This is a genomic window from Streptomyces boninensis, assembly GCF_048572725.1.
GTDB classification, from domain to species: domain Bacteria; phylum Actinomycetota; class Actinomycetes; order Streptomycetales; family Streptomycetaceae; genus Streptomyces; species Streptomyces boninensis.
In genome coordinates, this window is the sequence record NZ_CP183837.1 from 2,975,274 (window position 1) to 2,995,709 (window position 20,436).

14 protein-coding genes are annotated in these 20,436 nt (G+C 73.5%); 12 read left to right on the forward strand and 2 right to left on the reverse strand.

Annotated elements, in window-relative coordinates:
- Window positions 1-44: 44 nt before the first annotated feature.
- From ACNNMR_RS13495 to ACNNMR_RS13510, 4 genes are all read left to right on the forward strand, one after another.
- Entirely contained in the window at window positions 45-1,163 is a 1,119-nt protein-coding gene (locus ACNNMR_RS13495; protein WP_419994836.1) for a nitronate monooxygenase, read from the forward strand.
- Window positions 1,160-1,903 (forward strand): 16S rRNA (uracil(1498)-N(3))-methyltransferase, encoded by a 744-nt coding sequence (locus tag ACNNMR_RS13500; protein ID WP_419994837.1) that lies wholly within the window; start codon window positions 1,160-1,162, stop codon window positions 1,901-1,903. Before ACNNMR_RS13495 ends, ACNNMR_RS13500 begins: the two co-directional genes overlap by 4 nt.
- A 165-nt stretch (window positions 1,904-2,068) precedes the next feature.
- Window positions 2,069-6,073 (forward strand): LCP family protein, encoded by a 4,005-nt coding sequence (locus ACNNMR_RS13505; RefSeq protein WP_419994838.1) that lies wholly within the window; start codon window positions 2,069-2,071, stop codon window positions 6,071-6,073.
- A gap of 58 nt (window positions 6,074-6,131) precedes the next feature.
- Window positions 6,132-9,359 (forward strand): S41 family peptidase, encoded by a 3,228-nt coding sequence (locus ACNNMR_RS13510; protein ID WP_419994839.1) that lies wholly within the window; start codon window positions 6,132-6,134, stop codon window positions 9,357-9,359.
- Between the two features lie 70 nt (window positions 9,360-9,429).
- Here the strand turns inward: ACNNMR_RS13510 and ACNNMR_RS13515 are convergent, their stop codons facing one another.
- Entirely contained in the window at window positions 9,430-10,323 is an 894-nt protein-coding gene (locus ACNNMR_RS13515) for a MurR/RpiR family transcriptional regulator (RefSeq protein ID WP_419994840.1), read from the reverse strand.
- A 122-nt stretch (window positions 10,324-10,445) separates the two neighbouring features.
- On the opposite strand from ACNNMR_RS13515, the gene ACNNMR_RS13520 reads away from it, so the two are divergent.
- The 8 genes from ACNNMR_RS13520 (at window position 10,446) to ACNNMR_RS13555 (ending at window position 18,446) form a co-directional block, all read left to right on the forward strand.
- Entirely contained in the window at window positions 10,446-11,591 is a 1,146-nt protein-coding gene (locus ACNNMR_RS13520; protein WP_419994841.1) for a C45 family autoproteolytic acyltransferase/hydolase, read from the forward strand.
- A 29-nt stretch (window positions 11,592-11,620) separates the two neighbouring features.
- The gene (locus ACNNMR_RS13525; protein ID WP_419994842.1) at window positions 11,621-13,258 is read left to right on the forward strand and encodes an ABC transporter substrate-binding protein; all 1,638 of its coding nucleotides are present in this window, start codon (window positions 11,621-11,623) and stop codon (window positions 13,256-13,258) included.
- A gap of 51 nt (window positions 13,259-13,309) precedes the next feature.
- Complete coding sequence (locus ACNNMR_RS13530; protein WP_420000351.1) at window positions 13,310-14,263, forward strand: ABC transporter permease; 954 nt, start codon at window positions 13,310-13,312, stop codon at window positions 14,261-14,263.
- A complete protein-coding gene (locus ACNNMR_RS13535) occupies window positions 14,260-15,135 on the forward strand; it encodes an ABC transporter permease (protein WP_419994843.1) in 876 nt (291 codons plus the stop codon). Before ACNNMR_RS13530 ends, ACNNMR_RS13535 begins: the two co-directional genes overlap by 4 nt.
- A gap of 4 nt (window positions 15,136-15,139) precedes the next feature.
- Entirely contained in the window at window positions 15,140-16,204 is a 1,065-nt protein-coding gene (locus ACNNMR_RS13540; RefSeq protein WP_419994844.1) for an ABC transporter ATP-binding protein, read from the forward strand.
- A 77-nt stretch (window positions 16,205-16,281) separates the two neighbouring features.
- Window positions 16,282-17,082, forward strand: coding sequence for an ABC transporter ATP-binding protein (locus tag ACNNMR_RS13545; protein WP_420000352.1), 801 nt, complete (start codon window positions 16,282-16,284; stop codon window positions 17,080-17,082).
- An 82-nt stretch (window positions 17,083-17,164) separates the two neighbouring features.
- On the forward strand, window positions 17,165-17,518 hold the full coding sequence (locus ACNNMR_RS13550; RefSeq protein ID WP_419994845.1) for a histidine triad nucleotide-binding protein: 354 nt from the start codon (window positions 17,165-17,167) through the stop codon (window positions 17,516-17,518).
- Between the two features lie 19 nt (window positions 17,519-17,537).
- On the forward strand, window positions 17,538-18,446 hold the full coding sequence (locus tag ACNNMR_RS13555) for a ribonuclease Z (protein ID WP_419994846.1): 909 nt from the start codon (window positions 17,538-17,540) through the stop codon (window positions 18,444-18,446).
- Window positions 18,447-18,456: 10 nt separating this feature from the next.
- Here the strand turns inward: ACNNMR_RS13555 and ACNNMR_RS13560 are convergent, their stop codons facing one another.
- Window positions 18,457-20,424, reverse strand: a complete 1,968-nt coding sequence (locus ACNNMR_RS13560) for a SpoIIE family protein phosphatase (protein ID WP_420000353.1) — start codon at window positions 20,422-20,424, stop codon at window positions 18,457-18,459.
- Between the last annotated feature and the right edge of the window lie 12 nt (window positions 20,425-20,436).

The following is a 20,436-nucleotide window of genomic DNA, read 5'->3' on the forward strand; positions in this document are numbered from 1 at the left end:
GCACCCGGACCAGGCCACGCGCGCCCGCATGACAACATAACGGCATGCCCAGCGCGCTGAGTGATCTCTCACCGCACCCGATCGTCCAGGCCCCGATGGCCGGCGGCGCCAGCTGTCCTGCGCTGGCCGCCGCCGTGTCCGCCTCCGGGGCGCTCGGATTTCTCGCCGCGGGGTACAAGACCCCCGAGGCGATGTACGAGGAGGTCCGCCAGCTCCGCGCCCTCACCGACAGCCCCTTCGGCGTGAACGTGTTCATGCCCCACCGCGGCACCCCGGCCGCATCCGATGGGCCGCTGGCCCGGCCGGGCGGCGCCATTGAGTCGTACGCCGAGCAGCTGGCCGGCGAATCCGCCTGGTACGACACCCCCCTCGGCGACCCCAACACCGGCGGCGAGGACGCCTACGACGCGAAGATCGCCGTCCTCCTCGACGACCCGGTCCCCCTCGTCTCCTTCACCTTCGGCTGCCCCGACCGCGCCGTCCTCGACGCCTTCGCCCACGCCGGCACCCTCACCGCCGTCACGGTCACCAGCGCCTCCGAGGCGCAGGCCGCGCAGTGGGCAGGCGCCGACGCCGTCGTCGTACAGGGCATGGAGGCGGGCGGCCACCAGGCGTCCTTCCGCAACGACCCGCGCCAGGACTCCGCGCGCCGCGGCCTGCTCACCCTCCTCGCCGAGGTCGGCGAGGCCGTCCCCGAGCTGCCGATGATCGCCGCGGGCGGCCTGATGCGCGGCGCCCAGATCGCCGCCGTGCTGGCGGCGGGCGCGCAGGCGGCCGCGCTGGGCACGGCGTTCCTGGTGTGCCCGGAATCCGGCGCCCACCCGCTCCACAAGCGGGCGATCACCGGCAGCCTCTACACCCGCACCGAACTCACCCGCGCCTTCTCCGGCCGCCAGGCCCGCGGCCTCGTCAACCGCTTCCTCCGCGAACACGGCCCGTACGCCCCCGCCGCCTACCCTCAGGTCCACCACATGACCGCCCCCCTCCGCGCCGCGGCCGCCCAGGCCGGCGACCCGCAGGGCATGGCGCTGTGGGCGGGCCAGGGCTTCGGCCTGGCCCGGGAGCTCCCGGCGGCGGAGCTGGTGGAGCTGCTGGGCGAGGAGCTGACGGCGGCGCTGAGCGGGAGCGCGGGGACCACGGGAAGTACGGGGAGCAAGCTGTGACGGCACCGGTGTTCGTGGTCGAGTCCCTCGCGGGGGTACGAGAAGGCGCCGCGGTCCGCCTCGAAGGACCCGAGGGCCGTCACGCCGTCTCCGTCCGCCGCCTCCGCGCCGGCGAGGAGATCATTCTCACGGACGGCGCGGGCACCGGCGCGTACGGCGAGATCGCCGCCGTCGACGGCAAGGAAGCCCTGACCGTGACGGTCGGCGAGGTCCGTAACGAACCCGAGCCCGCCCCCCGCATCACCGTCGTCCAGGCGCTCCCGAAGGGCGACCGCGGCGAGGTCGCCGTAGAGACGATGACCGAGACCGGCGTCGATGTGATCGTGCCCTGGTCCGCCGCCCGCTGCGTGACGCAGTGGCGCGGCGAGCGGGGCGCGAAGTCGCTGCGCAAGTGGCGGGCGACGGCGCGCGAGGCGGGCAAGCAGGCGCGGCGGCTGCGCTTCCCCGAGGTCGCCGAGCCGCACACCACCAAGCAGCTGGCGGAGCTCCTCGCGGGCGCCGCCTTCGCCGCCGTACTGCACGAGGAAGCGAGCGAGGCGCTGGCCCGCGCCGAGCTGCCGACGACGGGCGACATCGTGCTGGTCGTCGGCCCGGAGGGCGGGGTGTCCCCGGAGGAGCTGGCCGCCTTCGCCGCCGCGGGCGCGAAGCCGTGCCTGCTGGGGCCGACGGTGCTGCGCACCTCCACGGCGGGCACGGCCGCGGCGGCGGTGCTGCTGGCGCGTACGGGGCGCTGGGGCTGACACCGTACGCGGCCATCCTGCCCATCCATGGATTCTTCACACCGGTGTCACAAGTCACCAGGGTTTGGGGTGAGACCACCCGGGCTCTTGACTATGCTCGCGCACCATGCGTAAGGCGACCCCCCACAACCCGCCTTATATCCGCGGCCGCAAAGGCCTGCGTATATGAGAGGCAGACACGCGCGCCAGCGCGAGCCCCGAGGGCACTGGCTGCTGATGCTGACCATCCTGCCGCTGGTGTTCGCGGCAGTGCTCTTCGAGGGGTGGACGACCCACCAGGTCGAGGACCCCGGCTCCCGGCAGGCCTGCACCCGCCCGGCGGCGAAGTCCGTCGACGACGGCGGGCCGGTACGCGCGTACGAACACGGGCGGCAGGTGTCGGACACGGCACCCCCCGGCACCATGGCGCTCTCCGTGGACGGCGGGCCCGACCCGACCTGGACGCCACGCATCCTGGACCTGCTGAAGCAGCACAACGCGCACGCCACGTTCTTCGTGCACGGCGCGCAGGCCGCCCAGCACCCGTACCTGCTGCGGAAGATCCGCGCGGCAGGCCACGAGATCGGCTCGCTCACCTACACCGGCGCCCCGCTCGGCACGACGTCCGCGCTGCGCTCCTCCATGGAGCTGGGGCTGGCGCAGAAGGCCCTTGCCGGCGCCACCGGTTACCACACCGGGCTGCTGCGGCTGCCGCAGAGCTCGGCCATCGACACGCTGTGCGGCGCTGAGGGCAAGGCCGCCATGCGGCTCACCGAGGACGGCTACACGGTGGTCGCCTCCGACAAGTGGTACCGGGACGACGAAACCGGCGTGGTACGCCAGTTCTCGCAGACCGAGAACGGCTTCGCGCAGGCGGAGAAGCTGCTGAAGGCGCGCGGCGTCGACCACTTCGAGACGGTGACGAAGGCGACGGGGCGCAAGTCGACCGACGAGCGCGCGTCCAGCGTGGAGATCTGGCAGGGCATGGCCCTGATCGCCGTACGCAATGTCTCGCACGCCTTCACCGACGCGATGGGCTGGCTGCTCGGCCTCACCATCGGCCTCGCGCTGCTGCGCCTCGGGCTGCTGTGGTTCTGGGCCCGTACGCACGTCCGGCGGCTCGGCCGCTTCCGCCCCGGCTCGCCCTGGCTGCGCGAGGTCAACGAGCCGGTGACGGTGCTGGTGCCCGCGCACAACGAGGAGGCGGGCATCCAGTCGACGCTGCGCTCGCTGCTCGCCGCCACGCACCAGCAGCTGCAGATCATCGTGATCGACGACGGCTCGGAGGACCGTACGTCCGAACTCGCCGCCGAACTGGGCGACCCGCGCGTGCTGGTGGTCAAGCAGCCCAACTCGGGCAAGGCGGCGGCGCTCAACACCGGGCTGAGCTATGCCGAGTCGGAGATCGTGGTGATGGTCGACGGCGACACGGTCCTCGAGCCCGAGGCCATCGAGCGGCTGATCCAGCCTCTCGCGCATCCGGCGATCGGCGCGGTCTCCGGCAATACGAAGGTCGGCAACCGGAAGCGGCTGCTGGGGCGCTGGCAGCATCTGGAGTACGTCTGCGGGTTCAACCTCGACCGGCGGATGTTCGACGTCCTGGAGTGCATCACAACCGTCCCCGGCGCCATCGGCGCCTTCCGCCGGGACGCGCTCATCGGCGTGGGCGGGGTCAGCGACGACACCCTCGCCGAGGACACCGACCTGACGATGGCGCTGTGGCGGGGCGGCTGGCGGGTCGTCTACGAGGAGACCGCGGTCGCCTGGACCGAGGTCCCGACCACGCTGCGGCAGCTGTGGCGGCAGCGCTACCGCTGGTGCTACGGCACGCTGCAGGCCATGGCCAAGCACCGCCACGCGATCCGCGAGGTCGGCGCGGCGGGTCGCTTCGCGCGCCGCGGCCTCACGTACATCTCGGTCTTCCAGGTGGCGCTGCCGCTGTTCACGCCGCTGCTGGACGTCTTCGCGCTGTACGGGCTGCTGTTCGGCAACCCGCTCAAGGCGGCGAGCGTGTGGCTGCTCTTCATGGGCGCCCAGATCGCGATCGCCGGCTACGCGCTGAAGCTCGACGGCGAGCGGCTGCGGACGCTGTGGTCGCTGCCGCTGCAATTGTTCACGTACCGGCTGCTGATGTACCTGGTCGTGATCCAGTCGATGGTGACGGTGCTGTCGGGGATCACCCTGAACTGGGGCCGGATGAAGCGCTCGGGCAGCGCGGCGGACGCCATCGGCGGCGTCGAGGTGACGCAGCCGGAGGAGCGGGTGAAGGAGAGGGAGACGGTCGCTGTGCATGGGTCGGAGGGGCTTTCCGGGGGCCGCAGGGGCTCCGAAGGGCCTTCCGGGGAGGGCTCCGACGGTACGGGCCGGCGCGGCGCGAGGCGACGTGGCGGAGGCTCGGGCCGTCGTAGCGCTGGGCGCCGCGGCGAGCGCAGGCGCGGTGCGGGTCGTCGCGGTGCGGAGAGTCCCGGCGCGGAACAGCCCGCGGACGGGCGGGGCGCGCCGATGCCTGCGGGCGCGGCCTCCATGCACCCGGATCCTGGGCATCTGGCCCACGGCACGGACCACTTGGCGGAGGGCATCATCCATCCGCCGGGAGGCGGGGCGCCGTACGTGGGCGGCGGCGTGGTCCACCCCGCGGGGCAATCCGGACCCATGGCCAGGAGCGAGGTCTACCCGCCGGGCGGCGGCGGGCCGTACATGGCCGGGGGCGCAGACCACCCCGCGGTTCAGACTGGGCACTTGGCCGGAGGCGAGAGCTACGGGCCGGCTGGAACTCACCTGGCCGGAAGCGGGGCGTACCCACTAGGCGACCCATCTGCCCCGATCCGAGGCGAGGCATACCCGCCCGGCGGCGGAGCTCACCAGGCCGAGAGCAATGCCCACTCACCTGGAGGCGCTGCCCACTTGTCCGCCGGAGGCGGGGTCTATCGGCTGGGCGGCAGCGCGCATGCTTCTGGGGGCGCGGTCCATCCGCCGTCAGGCGGTCTCCAAATGCCCGCGGATGGGGCCCACCTGCCCGGCCGCCCCGGCGCGGCAGTTCCCGCGCCCCACGGCGCCCCTGGCGCCCCGCGCACCCCCTGGTCCCCCGACGGCACCGTCATCCTCACCCGTACCGCCCCCGCCACCCCCCTGCCCCCCGAGGATCACTTCGGCGGCGACCCCGACGCGCAACCCGCCGAGCCGCCCGAGGCAAGGCGCCGGCGCCGCCGCCGAATACGCCGGCGCCTCCTGGCCGTCATCGCCTGTCTCGCGCTGCTATCCCCCCTCGGGGCGTACGGCTGGGCCGACAGCAAGCTCAATCGCGGGCTCGACCTCGACAAGGTCAACGACCGGCCCCTCCCCGGCGAGGGCACCAACTACCTCATCGTCGGCTCCGACAGCCGCGCCGGCCTCTCCCGCGAGGACCGCGAGAAGCTGCACACCGGCGACCCGGTCGGCCGTCGCACGGACTCGATGATGCTGGTGCACACCGGCAAGCACGGCACCACCATGACCAGCCTCCCCCGCGACTCGTGGTCGGACATGCCGTCGTTCATCCGCCCGGAGAACGGCAAGCAGTACGGCGCCGAGCACAACAAGCTCAACGCGGCGTTCAGTTACGGCGGCGCCCCCTTCCTGGTGAAGACCATCGAGCGGAACACCGGCCTGCGCATCGACCACTACGCGGAGGTCGGCTTCGCCGGCTTCGTGAACATCGTCGACGCGGTCGGCGGCGTTCGCATGTGCCTCGACAGGCCGGTCAAGGACGAGAACTCCGGCGCCGACCTCAAGAAGGGCTGCCAGGTCCTCGACGGCGCCCAGGGCCTGTCCTTCGTACGGCAACGCCACCAGGAAGCCGAAGGCGACCTCGGCCGCGCCAAGAACCAGCAGAAGTTCCTCAGCGCCCTCGCCCACCAGGCCGCGTCAAAGAAGACCCTCATGAGCCCGGGCAAGGTCCGCGGCATCGTCGAGGCCGCGCTCGGCTCCGTCATCGTCGACCAGGACACCGACATCCCCGACCTCGTACGTATGGCACAGGCAGTGCAGAAGGTGTCCCAGGGCAAGGGCAGGCAGGTGCAGATCCCGATCGCCGACAAGTACCACTGGACCGACAAGGGCAGCAGCGTCCTGTGGGACAGGAAGCGCGCCAAGGACCTCTTCGAGCGCATGCGCAAGGACGAGCCGATCCCCGCTGAGCGGCCGGCCAAGTAAGGATCAAGGATCCGGGAAACCGATGTCACCTCCCCAACCCCCATGATGGGATGGCGAGGTGACGCAGCCTGCCTACCTCCGCTTCCCGCACCTCCGCGACGACCTGGTGACCTTCACCGCCGAGGACGACGTCTGGGCGGCCCCGCTGACCGGCGGCGGCCGCGCCTGGCGGGTCAGCGCCGACAACGTGCCCGTCTCGCACCCCCGCCTCTCCCCCGACGGCGCGCACGTCGCCTGGACCTCCACCCGCGAGGGCGCCCCCGAGGTCCTCGTGGCCCCGGCCGACGGCGGCCCCGCCACCCGCCTCACCCACTGGGGCAGCGCCACGACCTCCGTGCGCGGCTGGACCCCGGACGGCCGGGTGCTGGCCATCAGCACGTACGGCCAGGCCTCCCTGCGCCGCAGCTGGGCGTGGGCGGTCCCGGTCGACGGCAGCCCTGCCGAGCGGCTGCCGTACGGGCCGGTGGGCGGGGTCGCGTACGGGCCGGAAGGACGCGTCCTGCTGCTGTCGGTGACGATGGGCCGCGAGGCCGCGTACTGGAAGCGCTACCGGGGCGGCACCGCGGGCAAGCTGTGGCTCTCGCAGCCCGACAGCGACGGCGAGTTCACCCGCATCCACCCCGACCTCGACGGCAACATCGAATCCCCCCTCTGGATCGGCGACCGCCTCGCCTTCCTCTCCGACCACGAAGGCACCGGCGCCCTCTACTCCTCCCTCCCCGACGGCTCAGACCTCCGCCGCCACACCCCCCTCGACGGCTTCTACGCCCGCCACGCCGCCACCGACGGCACCCGCGTCGTCTTCGCCGCGGCCGGCGAACTCCACCTCCTGCGCAGCCTCGACGACGAGCCGGAGGAGCTCGCCGTCCACCTGGGCGGGCAGCGCACCGACCAGCGCCCGCGCCCCGTCGACCCGGCCGGCTGGCTGGCCGCCGCCCGCCCCGACCACACCGCCCGCGGCAGCGCCGTGCTGGTCCGCGGCTCGCTGCACTGGGTCACCCACCGCGAGGGCCCGGCCCGTTCGCTGGCGGCCGAGCCGGGGGTACGGGCCCGGCTGCCCCGGGTCTTCCGGGTGGACGGCGCCGAGCCGGCCGAACACGTCGTCTGGGTCACCGACGCCGACGGCGCGGACGCCCTGGAGACCGCCCCCGCCACCGGCCTCGCCCCCGGCGCCACACCAAGAAGGCTGGCCGGCGGCGAACTCGGCCGGGTGGTGGACCTCGCCGTCTCCCCCGACGGCACCCGCTTCGCGGTGGCCGCGCACGACGGCCGGGTGCTGCTGGTGGACCGTACGAGCGGGGAGACGCGCGAGGTCGACCGCAGCGCGTACGACCGGGCGAGCGGCCTGGTCTTCTCGCCGGACAGCGCCTGGCTGGCCTGGTCGCATCCGGGCCCCGCCGACCTGCGGCAGCTGAAGCTCGCCGCCACCGCCGACCTGGCCGTGGCCGAGGCGACGCCGCTGCGCTTCGACGACTTCTCGCCCGCCTTCACCGCGGACGGCAAGCACCTCGCGTTCCTGTCCGAGCGGGCCTTCGATCCGGTCTACGACCGGCACAGCTTCGACCTGTCGTTCCCCAACGCCTGCCGCCCGCACCTGATCACGCTCGCCGCGGACACCCCGTCGCCGTTCGGCCCGCAGCGGCACGGCCGCCCGGCCGAGAAGCCCAAGGACTCCGGCGACGGCGACGACTCGGACAGCGTGCCCGCCACCCGCGTCGACCTGGAGGGGCTCGCGGACCGCATAGTCCCGTTCCCGGTCGAAGCCGCCCGCTATTCGACGCTGCGCGCCGCCGAGAACGGCGTGCTGTGGCTGAAGCACCCGCTCACCGGCGTCCTCGGCACCGCCCTCGCCGACCCGGACGACGAGGGCCCGTCGACCGCGCTGGAGCGGTACGACCTGGCCCAGCAGCGCCTGGAGGAACTGGCCGACGACACGTACTCGTACGCGGTCAGCGGCGACGGCAAGCGGGTGCTGCTGCGCGCGAGCGGCAAGCTCAAGGTCGTACCGGCGGACCGCAAGACCACCCGCCACGACGAGGACGACGACGGCAACGGCGCCCGTATCACCGTCGACGTCTCCCGCATCCGCCACGTCCTCGACCCGGCCGCGGAGTGGCGGCAGATGTACGACGAGGCGGGCCGGCTGATGCGCGACAACTTCTGGCGCGCCGACATGAGCGGCACCGACTGGGACGGCGTCCTGGAGCGCTATCGCCCGGTCCTCGACCGGGTCGCCACCCATGACGACCTGGTCGACCTGCTGTGGGAGGTGCAGGGCGAGCTCGGTACGTCGCATGCGTACGTGCGGCCGCGCGGCGGCTACGACCCGGCCGTGCGGCAGGGGTTGCTGGGCGCGGATCTCTCCCGCGACGCCGAGGGCCGGTGGCGCGTCGACCGGGTGCTGCCGTCGGAGTCCTCCGACCCGCGCGCCCGTTCCCCGCTGGCCGCGCCGGGCGCCGCGGTGCGCCGGGGCGACGCGATCGTGGCGGTGGACGGCCGCCCTGTCGATACGGAGACGGGGCCCGGGCCGCTGCTGACGGGCGCCGCGGGCAAGCCGGTTGAGCTGGCCATTTCGCCCGCGGGCGGCGGTGAGGTGCGGCATGCGGTGGTCGTGCCCGTATCGGACGAGGAGCCGCTGCGCTATCACGCGTGGGTCGCCGAGCGGCGCGCCTATGTGCATGAGCGGTCGGGTGGGCGGCTCGGGTATCTGCACGTGCCCGACATGCAGGCGCCCGGCTGGGCGCAGATCCACCGCGACCTGGGGGTGGAGGTGGCGCGCGAGGGCCTGGTGGTGGACGTACGGGAGAACCGCGGCGGGCACACCTCGCAGCTGGTGGTGGAGAAGCTGGCGCGCCGCATCGTGGGCTGGGATCTGCCGCGCGACGGGCAGCCGTACAGCTATCCGCAGGATGCGCCGCGCGGGCCGGTGGTGGCGGTGGCGAACGAGTTCTCCGGCTCGGACGGGGACATCGTCAATGCCGCCATCAAGGCGCTCGGCATCGGGCCGGTGGTGGGCATGCGGACCTGGGGCGGCGTCATCGGCATCGACAGCCGGTACGGGCTGGTGGACGGGACGCAGGTGACCCAGCCCAAGTACGCGTTCTGGCTGGAGGGTCCGGGCTGGGGCGTGGAGAACTACGGCGTCGACCCGGATGTGGAGGTCGTGCACACGCCGCAGGACTCGGTGGCGGGGCGCGATCCGCAGCTCGACGAGGCGATCCGGATCGCGCTGGCGGCGCTCGCGGAGAACCCGGCGAAGACGCCGCCGGAGCGGCCGGAGTTGTAGGCGGCGGGCGGGGGCTCTGACGTTTTACGCCTTACGGGACCCCCGCTTTACGCCCTACGAGACCCCCGCTTTACGCCTTACGGGACCCCCGCTCCCGCTGCCCCAGGATCCGCTCGCGCAGCGCCGTCAGCTGATGCGAGGTCTCGACCGCGCGCGGCTCGTCCAGCGCGGCGAGCGCAAGCAGCAGCGCGTCGGCGACCAGGAGGCCGCCCAGCGACTCGGTGGTGATGCCGGTCGGTGACGGCGAGGTGGTCAGCGCGGCCTCGACGCGGTCGGCGTACGTCTCGGCGAGCGTGTCGGTGACCAGCAGCACCTTCGCGCCGACGGTGCGGGCGCGGTCGACCAGCAGCTCGATCTCGGCGAGTTCGCGGCCGGGCTGGAAGAGGACGACGACGTCGCCGCGGTCCAGGGACAGCATCGGGTCGGCGAGGGCGAAGCCGGTGGCGCCGACGAAGCGGGCCCGGCGGCCGATGCGGCCGAGCGCGAGGGCGAGATGGCGGGCGGCGAGCTCGGAGGCGGCGACCCCGTAGCAGAACACCTCGCGGGCCTCGGCGAGGGCGGCCACCGCGCGCTTGAGGGTCTCGGAATCGGTGAGCCGGCGGCCGTGCTCGATGCGCTCCTGGGCCTCGTCGAAGACGTCGTTCCAGACGCCGTCGAGGTCCCGCCCCGCGTGGTGGATGCGCTGCTGGAGCCGCACCTCCGGGGAGACGGCGGTGGTGAAGTCGGCGGCCAGCTCGCGCTTGAGGGCGGGCAGGCCGCCGTAGCCGAGGCGCTTGAGGGCGCGCACGGCCGTGGCGTTGCTGGTGCCGCTCGCGGCGCCCAACTCCTGGGCGCTGGCGAAGAGAAGCTGCTCGACCGGCGCACTCACGAGATAGTGCGCCACCGCGCGCTCCGATGCCGACAACTCCTCCCAGCTGTCCCGCACGGCGGTGCGGAGCCGGGTCAACGCGTCTGAAACTTCCATTACAGGTATTGACTCCTCTGTGATGCCCGTTACTCTACTGCCGAGCAGTCCATTTCAGGAACCCCGCATCTCGTAACAGACATTACAGCAGCTACGGCGGTGCGGGGACGGCAAGGAGAAGTATGGCGATGCGCACCCTCCCGGTCATCGAGATCTCCGGCAGCCCGGCCGAGCGCGGGCGGCAGTACGGAGAGGCAGTCCGGCCGCTGCTGCACGCCTCCCTGGCCTACTACGAGGCGGCCTTCGCCGCGTCCTCCGGCCTGACCTGGGAGGAGGTGACCCGGCGCGCCGCCCGCTGGCTGGAGCCGGTGCGGACGTATGCGCCGCATCTCGTGGAGGAGATGGCGGGCATCGCGGACGGGGCCGGGGTGGAGCTGCTCGACGTGCTCGCGCTCAATGCCCGCGGTGAGGTGCTCTATGACAGCTCCTTCGCCGCCATGGCGGAAGCGCGGGAACCCGAGCCCGCCGAGGGCTGCACCTCCTTCGCTCTGTACGGGGAGGCCAGCGGCGACGGGCATGTCTATGCCGGGCAGAACTGGGACTGGCGGGCCGGCGTCGGCGACACCGTCGTCATGCTGCGCATCGTCCAGCCGCCGAAGCCCACGCTGATCATGCAGGTCGAAGCCGGCCAGATCGGCCGCCAGGGCGCCAACTCCGCGGGCCTCGCGCTCAACGCCAACGGGCTCGGCGGCCGCTTCGACGACGCCGTCGGGCTGCCGCAGACGGTGATCAGGCGCAGCGTGCTCGACCAGCCGTCGATCACCGACGCGCTCGACGTGCTCTGCTCCACCCGCGCCCACATCGCCAGCAATGCGCTGCTGACCTGCCGCGAGGGCTATGCCGTGGACCTGGAGACGACCCCCGCGGGCGTCGGCTGGCTGCACCCCGCCGACGGGCTGCTGGTGCACGGCAATCACTACCAGGCGCACATCCCCGCCGAACTCGCCGCCGGCTACCGCCCGATGTCCTCCGACTCGCTGGTGCGCGTCCCGCGCGCAGAGGACGGCCTGAAGGCGCTGCGCGGCGCCACCTCGCAGGCGGAGTCGCTGAAGCTGATCCGCCGCGCGATGTCCGACCACCTCGGCTATCCCGAGTCGCTGTGCACCCACCCCGACACCCGCAGGCCCGAGCTCGGCCGCTGGGCCACCCTCGTCTCCTCCTGCGCCGACCTCACCACCGGCGACTACTGGATAACTCCCGGCACCCCCTGCGACCGCGAGTACCAGCACCTGCCCTGGAACCTCTACGACGGCCCGCACGCCGGCTGACCCGCCCGACGCCCTCAGGGAGCCCCGCCATGAAGCTCACCCACACGCTCGCCACGGCCGCCGCCTGTACGGCCGGTGCGCTCGCCCTCGCCGGCTGCGGCGGCGCACCGGACAGCGCCGGCGGCTCCGCCAAGAAGGCCGCCGACCTGAAGCTCACCGCCACCACCCCGGCCGCCGGCGGCCCGACCGGCACGGTCAAGTGGCTGCTCGAGGACGAGCCCGACTCCCTCGACCTGGACACCCAGGGCACCAGCGCAGGCCGCGTCATCCTCAGCAATGTCTGCGAGCGGCTGTACCAGCTGCGTCCCGACATGTCCGTACAGCCGCATCTGGCGGCGAAGGAGAGCCGCCCCGACGACCGCACCCTCGTCCTTACGCTCCGGGATGACGTCACCTTCCACGACGGGTCGAAGATGACCGCGGACGACGTGCTGTTCAGCCTGAAGCGGCATGCCGCCGACGGCATGGAGCAGGCCGACGAGTTCGAGCACGTGAAGTCGATGAAGGCCACCGGCGAGCGCGAGATCACGGTCCGCTTCAGCCGCCCCGACGCCATGTTCGCCAAGGCCCTCGCGGGCGACGCGGGCATCATCTACCAGCGCAAGGCGGTGGAGAAGGCGGGCAAGGAGTTCGGCACCCCCGGGCACCCCGACGCCTGCACCGGGCCGTACGCACTGAAGAGCTGGAAGTCCGGCGACTCGGTCGCCATCGCCCGCTATGACGACTACTGGGGCAAGAAGCCCCTGACCGGCAAGGTGGAGTTCACCTGGGCCGCCGACAGCGCCATGGTCAATGCGCTGAAGACCGGCGCCGCCGACGGCGCGTACACCGAGGCGCCCAACACGGCCGCCGCGCTGGACTCCGCCAAGGGCGTCGACCTGCACTTCGGCCCGTCCACCGCCGTCCTGACGCTGATGCCCACCGAGCGCGGCGGCCTCGCGGACCCGAAGATCCGCCGCGCCCTGTCCCTGGCCCTCGACCGCACCGGCATCGCCAAGTCCGGCTATGGCGGCCTGGTCGAGCCGTGGAACCTGCCCGCGGGCTCCGGCGCGTGGGGATACGAGAAGACGGCCTTCGCCGCCGCGCAGAAGGAGACCGGTTACGCCCCCGCCAAGCCGGGCGCGAAGGACCTGGCCCGGGCGAAGGAGCTGGTCAAGGAGGCGGGCGGACCCAAGGACCCGATCCTCATCGGCACCGACTCCACCCAGGGCCGTACGGTGATGGCCAATGCGGTGCGGGCAGCGCTGCAGCAGATCGGGCTCCGGGGCGAGATCAAGACCGTGCCGCCGTCGGAGTTCGAGACCTTCTACGGCGACAAGGCCAAGCGCTCCGAGGTCGATCTCTTCGTCGGCGACTGGTACATCTCCAAGAGCGACCCGGTCGGCGTGCTGGACAACGCGCTGTCCGGCAGCGAGAACAACTGGACCGGCTTCAAGGACAAGGCGTACGACACCGCCGTCAACAAGGCGCTCGCCACCATCGACGACGCCGAGCGGGCCCGGCTGACGGTCAAGGCGCAGCGGCTGTTCACGGACGCGAGCGTGTGGATCCCGGTCGCGCAGATACCGTCCACGCTGATCCTCAGCGGCAAGCTGACCGGCGCGCCGGCGTCCATGGCGTACCTCTACTACCCGTGGGCCGCCGACCTCGGCGCGAAGAAGGGCTGATCCGCCGTGTCCGCCCTGTCAACCGTGGCCGCCGGGTCTGCACCGGTCCGCCTGCTCGCCGCTGCCGGGCGGCGCGCCGCGGGGCTGTTCGCGACGCTGCTGGCCGCCTCGTTCGTCATCTTCGCGGCCGTGTACGTGGCGCCCGGCGACCCCGCGGTGTTCCTCGCCGGCGGCCGCGACAAGCTCACCGCCGAGCGGCTCGCCGAGGTGCGGGCGCAGTACCACCTGGACGAGCCCCTGGTGGTGCAGTACGGCCGCTGGCTGTGGGACTGCCTGCACCTCGACCTCGGCCGCTCGTTCAAGTACAACGACCAGGTCGCCGACCTGCTCACCAGCCGGCTGCCGACCACGCTCGCGCTGGTCGGGTATGCCACGGTGCTGTTCGTCGTCCTCGGCGTCGGCGCCGGGATGCTGGCGGCGATACGGCGCGGCACCTGGGTGGACTCGACGGTGGTCGGCGGCACCACGCTCGCCGCGTCGGTGCCCAACTTCGTCGCCGCCATCGCGCTGGTGTCGCTGTTCGGCGTCCGCCTCGGCTGGTTCCCGGTGACGGGCGGCGGCTCCGGCTTCACGGGCACGCTGCACCATCTCACCCTGCCCGCGCTGTCGATGGCGCTCGGCGCCCTCGCCGTCATCAGCCGCGTCACCCGCCAGTCCATGGTGGAGGCGGGCGAGGCCGACCATGTCGAGGCGGCGCGGGCCGGCGGGCTGCCGGAGCGGCAGATCGTGCTGCGGCACGTGCTGCGCAACGCCCTCGCCCCCATCGCCACCATGTGCGGTCTGATCATGGCCGGGATGCTGGCCGGGACGGTCGTCATCGAGACCGCCTTCGGCCTGAGCGGCATCGGCTCGCTGCTGGTGAACGCCATCAACACCCACGACTTCCCGGTCGCCCAGGCGGTGCTGCTGCTCATGGTCACCGGCTATGTCGTGGTGACCACGGCCGTCGACCTAGCCCATCCGCTGCTCGACCCGCGCGTGAAGGCCGGAAGGAGCCCCGTATGACCACCGCGCCCGCCCCCGCGGCGGCCTCCGCCCCCGCCGGGACCCTCTTCCCCTCCCGGCCGCGCGCCCAGCGGCCCTGGGCGGTGCTCGCCGCCGGGGCGTTCCTCGGACTCGTGGTGCTGGCCGCGGTGTTCGCGCCGCTGCTGGCGCCGTACGCACCCGACGAGGTCGACCTGTCGCAGTCCCTGGCAGGCCAGTCGGGCGCCCATCTGCTCGGCACCGACGCCTCCGGCCAGGACCTGCTCTCCCGGGTGCTGCACGGCGCCCGCGGCAGCCTCGTCGCGCCGCTGGCCCTGCTCGCCGTGGCCGCCGTCCTCGGCATCACGCTCGGCACGGTCGCGGCCTGGCGCGGCGGCTGGGTGGACACCCTGCTGTCGCGGGCGACCGACGTGATGTACGCCTTCCCCGGGCTGCTGTTCGTGGTCCTGATCATCGCCGTGTTCGGCGCCGGGATGACCACATCGGTGCTCGCGCTCGGCCTGGCGTACACCCCGACCGTCGCCAAATACACCCGCAGCATCGCGATGTCCGAGCGCGCCAAGCCGTACATAGAGGCGTACCGGGTGCAGGGCATGTCGGGGGCGCGGATCTGCGTCGCCCACCTGGTGCCGAACCTCGGGCGGCTGGTCGTCGGCTATCTCGTGGTGCTATTCGGCGAGGCGCTGATGAGCCTGGCCACGCTCAGCTATCTCGGCTTCGGCGCCCAGCCGCCCAGCTCCGACTGGGGGCTGATGGTCCAGGAGGGGCAGGCGGCCGTCGTCCAGGAGGCGCTGCTGCCCGCGCTGGTGCCGGGCGCGGCCATCGCGGCCGTGGTGGTGTCCTTCAACATCGTCGGCGTCTGGCTCGCCGACCGGCTCGGCAGCAGGAGGTAGCCCCGTGTCGCTTCTTTCCCTCGAAGGCCTGACGCTGCGGCTGCCCGGCGGTGCCCGCCCGGTGCTCGCCGACGTGTCGCTACGGGTCGCCGCCGGCGAAGTGGTCGGCCTGGTCGGCGAGTCGGGCTCCGGTAAGTCGACCACCGCCAAGGCGGTGCAGCGGATGCTGCCCGCGGGCGCCGAGACCTCGGGCCGGGTGCTGGTGGACGGCGCCGACGTGCTCGCGCTGCCCGCGGCGGAGCTGCGCGCCCACCGGGCCCGTACGGTCGCGATGATCCACCAGGACCCGCGCGCCGCGCTCAACCCGGTCCGCCGCATCGGCGACTTCCTCACCGAGCGGCTGGCCCTGCGCACCCCGGGCCTCGACCGCACCACCGCCCGCGACCGCGCCGTGGCGCTGCTGGAGTCGGTCGGGCTGCCGGAGCCGCACCGCCGCATCCGGCAGCGGCCGCACGAACTCTCCGGCGGCATGCTGCAGCGCGTCGTCATCGCGGGCGCGCTCGCCGCCGAGCCGCGGCTGCTGCTCGCCGACGAGGCCACCAGCGCGCTCGACGTCACCACGCAGGCGGAGATCCTCGCGCTGCTGCGCGGGGTGCGCGCGGAGCGGGAGCTCGGCATGCTGTTCATCACCCACGACCTGCACCTGGCGGCGGCGTACTGCGACCGCGTGTACGTGATGTACGCGGGCGCGGTCGTCGAAGAGCAGCCCGCGGACGCGCTGTTCGACCGGCCCCGGCACCCGTACACCCGCGGCCTGCTCGCCTGCTCGCCGGAGCTCGGCGACGACCGCCCGATCCGCCCGATACCCGGGCGGCCGCTGTCGCTCGCGGACGGCTATACGGGGTGCCCGTTCGCCGCCCGCTGCCCTGAGGCGGAGGACGCCTGCGGTACGTGGACGCCGGAGCCGGTGCCGCTAGCCGACGGCGGCACGGCGGCGTGCCGGCTGCTGTCCCCGCCCGCCGGCACGGCCACCGCGCCCGGCGACGCCCCCACCGCGCCCACGCCCGCCGCAGAGGCGGAAGCCGCCCCGGCCGCCAAGTCGCCCTCCGCCACAAGGAGCCTGCCGTGACCACTCCCCCGGCACCGACCGGCCCAGACCCCGCCACCGCCACCGCCACCGCCACCGAGCCCACCACCGACACCGTCCTGTCCGTAGAAAACCTCCGCAAGACCTACCCCCTCCCCGGCGGCACCCGCCTAACCGCCGTCGACGACGTCTCCTTCACGGTCCCCCGCGGCGGCTCGACCGGCATCGTCGGCGAGTCCGGCTCCGGCAAGACCACCGTCGCCCGCATGCTCGTCGGCCTCGTACGACCCGACTCCGGGGCCATCGCCGTGGCGGGACAGGCCCGTTCCACCCGGGCGCGCGGTGCGGCCGCCCGGCTCGCCCGGGCCCGGGAGATCCAGATGGTCTTCCAGGACCCGTACGTCTCCCTGGACCCGCGCCTCACCGCCCGCCAGTGCCTGCGCACCGCCCTGCGCCTGCACGGTCGCCCCGAGGCCCGCGGCTGCACCGAAGACGACCGGATCGCCGAGCTCCTCGACCAGGTCGGCCTCGGCGCCCGCGAGGCCGACGCCCGCCCGCACGGCCTCTCCGGCGGCCAGCGCCAGCGCCTGGCCATCGCCCGGGCGCTGGCCGTGGACCCGCAGGTGCTGGTCCTGGACGAGGCGGTCGCCGCCCTCGACGTCTCGATCCAGGCGCAGATCCTCCAGCTGCTGGCGGAGATACGGGCGGCGACCGGCGTCGCACTGGTCTTCGTCAGCCACGACCTGGCCGTGGTCCGGCACGTCACGGACGACACCGTCGTGATGCGCCGCGGCCGGCCCGTCGAGCAGGGCCGCACGGCCGACGTCCTCGCCGCCCCCGCGCAGCCGTACACCCGCGCCCTGCTGGCGGCCGTGCCGCGCCCGGGCTGGGACCCGGCCGCCGCCGCGGCCGCACGATGACCGGATCCGGCCCCCAGACCGGTAACATGCGCCGGGAGCCGACCCGATGCGGGCCGATCGAGGGCTAAGGAGGCCTGGGAGCATGGCCGGGGAGCCGCAGGCGGACTGCCTGTTCTGCAAGATCGTCACCGGGGAGGTGCCGGCGACGGTCGTCCGCGAGACGGAAACGACGATCGCCTTCCGGGACATCAACCCGCAGGCGCCCACGCACATCCTGGTGATCCCCAGGGCGCATTACCCGGACGCCGCGTCCCTCGCGGCGGCCGAGCCGCAGCTCGCCGCGGACCTGCTGCGCGAGGCGGGCGCGGTCGCCGAGGAGGAGAAGCTGGAGGCGCACCGCATCGTCTTCAACACCGGCTCCGGCGCCGGCCAGACGGTCTTCCACACCCACGCCCACGTCCTGGGCGGCCGCGGCCTCAACTGGCCGCCCGGCTAGACCACCTGCCCGTACCGGCATGTCCGTACGCGAACTCGTCGTCCTCGGCACCGCCAGCCAGGTCCCGACCCGCCGCCGCAACCACAACGGCTATGTGCTGCGGTGGGACGCCGAGGCGATCCTCTTCGACCCCGGCGAGGGCACCCAGCGGCAGTTGCTGCACGCCGGGGTCACGGCCACCGACCTGCACCGGGTGTGCATCACCCACTTCCACGGCGACCACTCCCTCGGCCTCGCCGGGGTGATCCAGCGGATCAACCTCGACGCGGTGCCGCACGAGGTCGCGGCCCACTATCCGGCCTCGGGCCAGCACTATTTCGACCGCCTCCGGTACGCGACGGCGTACCGCGAGACCGCGAAGATCGCCGAACGGCCGCTGTCCGGTGCGGCGGCGGTGGCGGCGGAGACGGACGCGTACGCCCTGACCGCGCGGCGGCTGCGGCACCCGGTCGAGTCGTACGGCTACCGGCTCCAGGAACCGGACACCCGCCGCATGCTCCCCGACCGCATGGCCGCGGCCGGCATCGCGGGCCCGGAGGTCCGCCGCCTGCAGGCGGCGGGCGAGCTGCGCGGCGTCCGCCTGGAGGAGGTCAGCGAGCCCCGCCCGGGCCAGAGCTTCGCCTTCGTGATGGACACGGCGCTGTGCGATGCGGTCTACGACCTGGCGGCGTCGGCGGACATGCTGGTCATCGAGTCGACGTTCCTGGCGGGCGAGACGGCTCTGGCGGAGGAGTACGGCCACCTGACCGCCCACCAGGCAGCCCAGGTGGCCGCCGAGTCCAAGACCCGCCACCTGGTCCTGACCCACTTCTCCCAGCGCTACGGCGACCCTTCGGCCTTCGAGGCGGAGGCGAGGGCGGCGGGCTACGAGGGCGAGCTGACGGTGGCAGCGGACCTGATGCGCGTCCCGCTGCCACGCCGCCTCTGACGCCCCAGCCCTACCTCGCCTGCAGCACCAGCATCGCCAGATCGTCCTCCGGCGGCGACGCCGCGAACTCGTCCACCGCACGCCGCACCCGCTCGGCGACTCCCGCCGCGGTAAGTCCCGCGCACGTCGCCAGCACCGCCGAAAGACCGTCGCCGTCGTCGAAGAGACGACGCCCGCTCCGCCGCTCCGTCACCCCGTCCGTGACACACAGCAGCGTGTCCCCCGGCGCGAGGTCGAAGGACTCGCACGCGTACTCCACGTCCTCCATCACCCCGAGCAGCATCTGCGGTTTGGCCGCGGCCTGCACGGAGCCGTCCGGCCGCAGTATGAGCGGCAGCGGATGCCCCGCACTCGCCAGAGTGCATCGCACGCCGCCGCCCTCCTCCTCCGGATACGGCACCAGCTGCCCGCACAGCATCGACAGGAACTTGCCGCCGCCACCGGTCCCGGCCACCGGCACCCCGGCCGCCGACACCGCGGCCGCAGCCGCCTCGACGGCGGCGGCCGTCTCCTCGGCCAGGGTGCGGTTCAGCTTTCCGAGGACCTCCCCGACTCCGTGCCCCTCGCGCGCCAGCAGCCGCAGCACAGGGCGGGCGAGCCCGGTGACGACCGCGGCCTCCGGCCCCTTGCCGCAGACGTCGCCGAGCGCGAACCACCAGCGGCTCTCGCCCGCCGGGAAGATGTCGTAGAAGTCGCCGCCGGCCCACGCGCCTTCGGTCGGCTCGTAGACGATCGCGGTCTCCAGGTTCGGCGGCCGGGAGATGCCGCTGGGCAGCAGGCCGCGCTGCAGCACCTGGCTGATCGTCGCCTGTCGGGTGTATTGCCGGGCGGCGAGCACCGCGTGCGCGACGCGGCGGGCGAAGTCCTCGACCACGCCAGCGACTTCGCCGGGGATGCCGAGGAGGCCGCCGCGGCCGAGCAGCAGCAGCCCGACCTCGCGGCCGCCCGCCACCAGCCGGCAGGCGAGTGTGGCGCCCCCGGGTCCGTACGCCGCCGGGCCGCCCGGCCACTTCCACGGGACCGCGCCGGCCCGAAGCGACTCCGGCAGCACCGGCGGGTCCTTCTCAAGGGCGCGGCGGAGCGGCTCGATGCGGCTTTCCTTCGTGTGCCACACCTGGGCGAGCCGGGCCCGCCCGGCGCCGCCGCCCGCGGTCTCGCTGCGCAGCCACACGGCGCTCCAGTCGGCGAGCCGCGGCACCAGCAGCTGGGTGGCGAGCGAGGCCACCATCTCCTCGTCGAACTGCCCGGCGAGGATGTCGGAGGTCTCCGCCAGGAACGAGAACGCGCTGTGCCCGGTCCACCGCATGTCACCGCGGTCCTCCGCGGCGCCGCGGGACCGCGGCACGATCGAGGCCGGCGCGGGCATCTGCTCCAGGCAGTCGTCCGCCTCCGAGCCGTCGAGTACGAGCCGGAACCAGACGGTCTTGCTCACCCGCCGGTACGTCACGCCCCAGGACTCGGCGAGCTCGGCGACCAGCCGCAGCCCGCGCCCGGTGCGCCCGAGCGAGCCGTCGTCGACGTCGCCGAGGCCGCCGTAGTCGTCCGGGTCGGGGGCGGCGCCGCCCACCGGGCGGGCCGCATGCCGGTCGGTGACCTCGACGATCAGGTGGCAGCCGCCCTTGGCCGAGTCGGGCCCGGCGCTGGGCGCCGGCTCCGCGCGGCAGTGCAGGCCGACGTCCGTGCCGGCATGCACCACGGCATTCGTCACCAGCTCGCTCACCAGTAACACCGCATCGGCGGCCACCCGCTCGGTCAGCCCGGCGTCCGCGAGGCCCCGTCCGGTCGCCCACTGATCGAGGGCTGTACGGACGAACCTGCGGGCGGCCGCGGCCGCGAGCGCGTCGCCGGGCAGGCTGATGGACGCCTCCGCGCGCTTCGCCTTCGAACCCACGCGAGAGCCTTCCCCCACTGCCCCTTCGGACGCCGATTGCGCCGCTGAGAAGGAACCCACTGTGCACTCCCTGACCAGTTCCGGCATAGCACCGGATCC

Coding starts and splice junctions, on each gene's coding strand:
- ACNNMR_RS13495 (WP_419994836.1), top strand. CDS start 45: ATGCCCAGCGCGCTGAGTGATCTCTCACCGCACCCGATCGTCCAGGCC.
- ACNNMR_RS13505 (WP_419994838.1), top strand. CDS start 2,069: ATGAGAGGCAGACACGCGCGCCAGCGCGAGCCCCGAGGGCACTGGCTG.
- ACNNMR_RS13515 (WP_419994840.1), bottom strand. CDS start 10,323: ATGGAAGTTTCAGACGCGTTGACCCGGCTCCGCACCGCCGTGCGGGAC.
- ACNNMR_RS13520 (WP_419994841.1), top strand. CDS start 10,446: ATGGCGATGCGCACCCTCCCGGTCATCGAGATCTCCGGCAGCCCGGCC.
- ACNNMR_RS13525 (WP_419994842.1), top strand. CDS start 11,621: ATGAAGCTCACCCACACGCTCGCCACGGCCGCCGCCTGTACGGCCGGT.
- ACNNMR_RS13535 (WP_419994843.1), top strand. CDS start 14,260: ATGACCACCGCGCCCGCCCCCGCGGCGGCCTCCGCCCCCGCCGGGACC.
- ACNNMR_RS13550 (WP_419994845.1), top strand. CDS start 17,165: ATGGCCGGGGAGCCGCAGGCGGACTGCCTGTTCTGCAAGATCGTCACC.
- ACNNMR_RS13555 (WP_419994846.1), top strand. CDS start 17,538: ATGTCCGTACGCGAACTCGTCGTCCTCGGCACCGCCAGCCAGGTCCCG.
- ACNNMR_RS13560 (WP_420000353.1), bottom strand. CDS start 20,424: ATGCCGGAACTGGTCAGGGAGTGCACAGTGGGTTCCTTCTCAGCGGCG.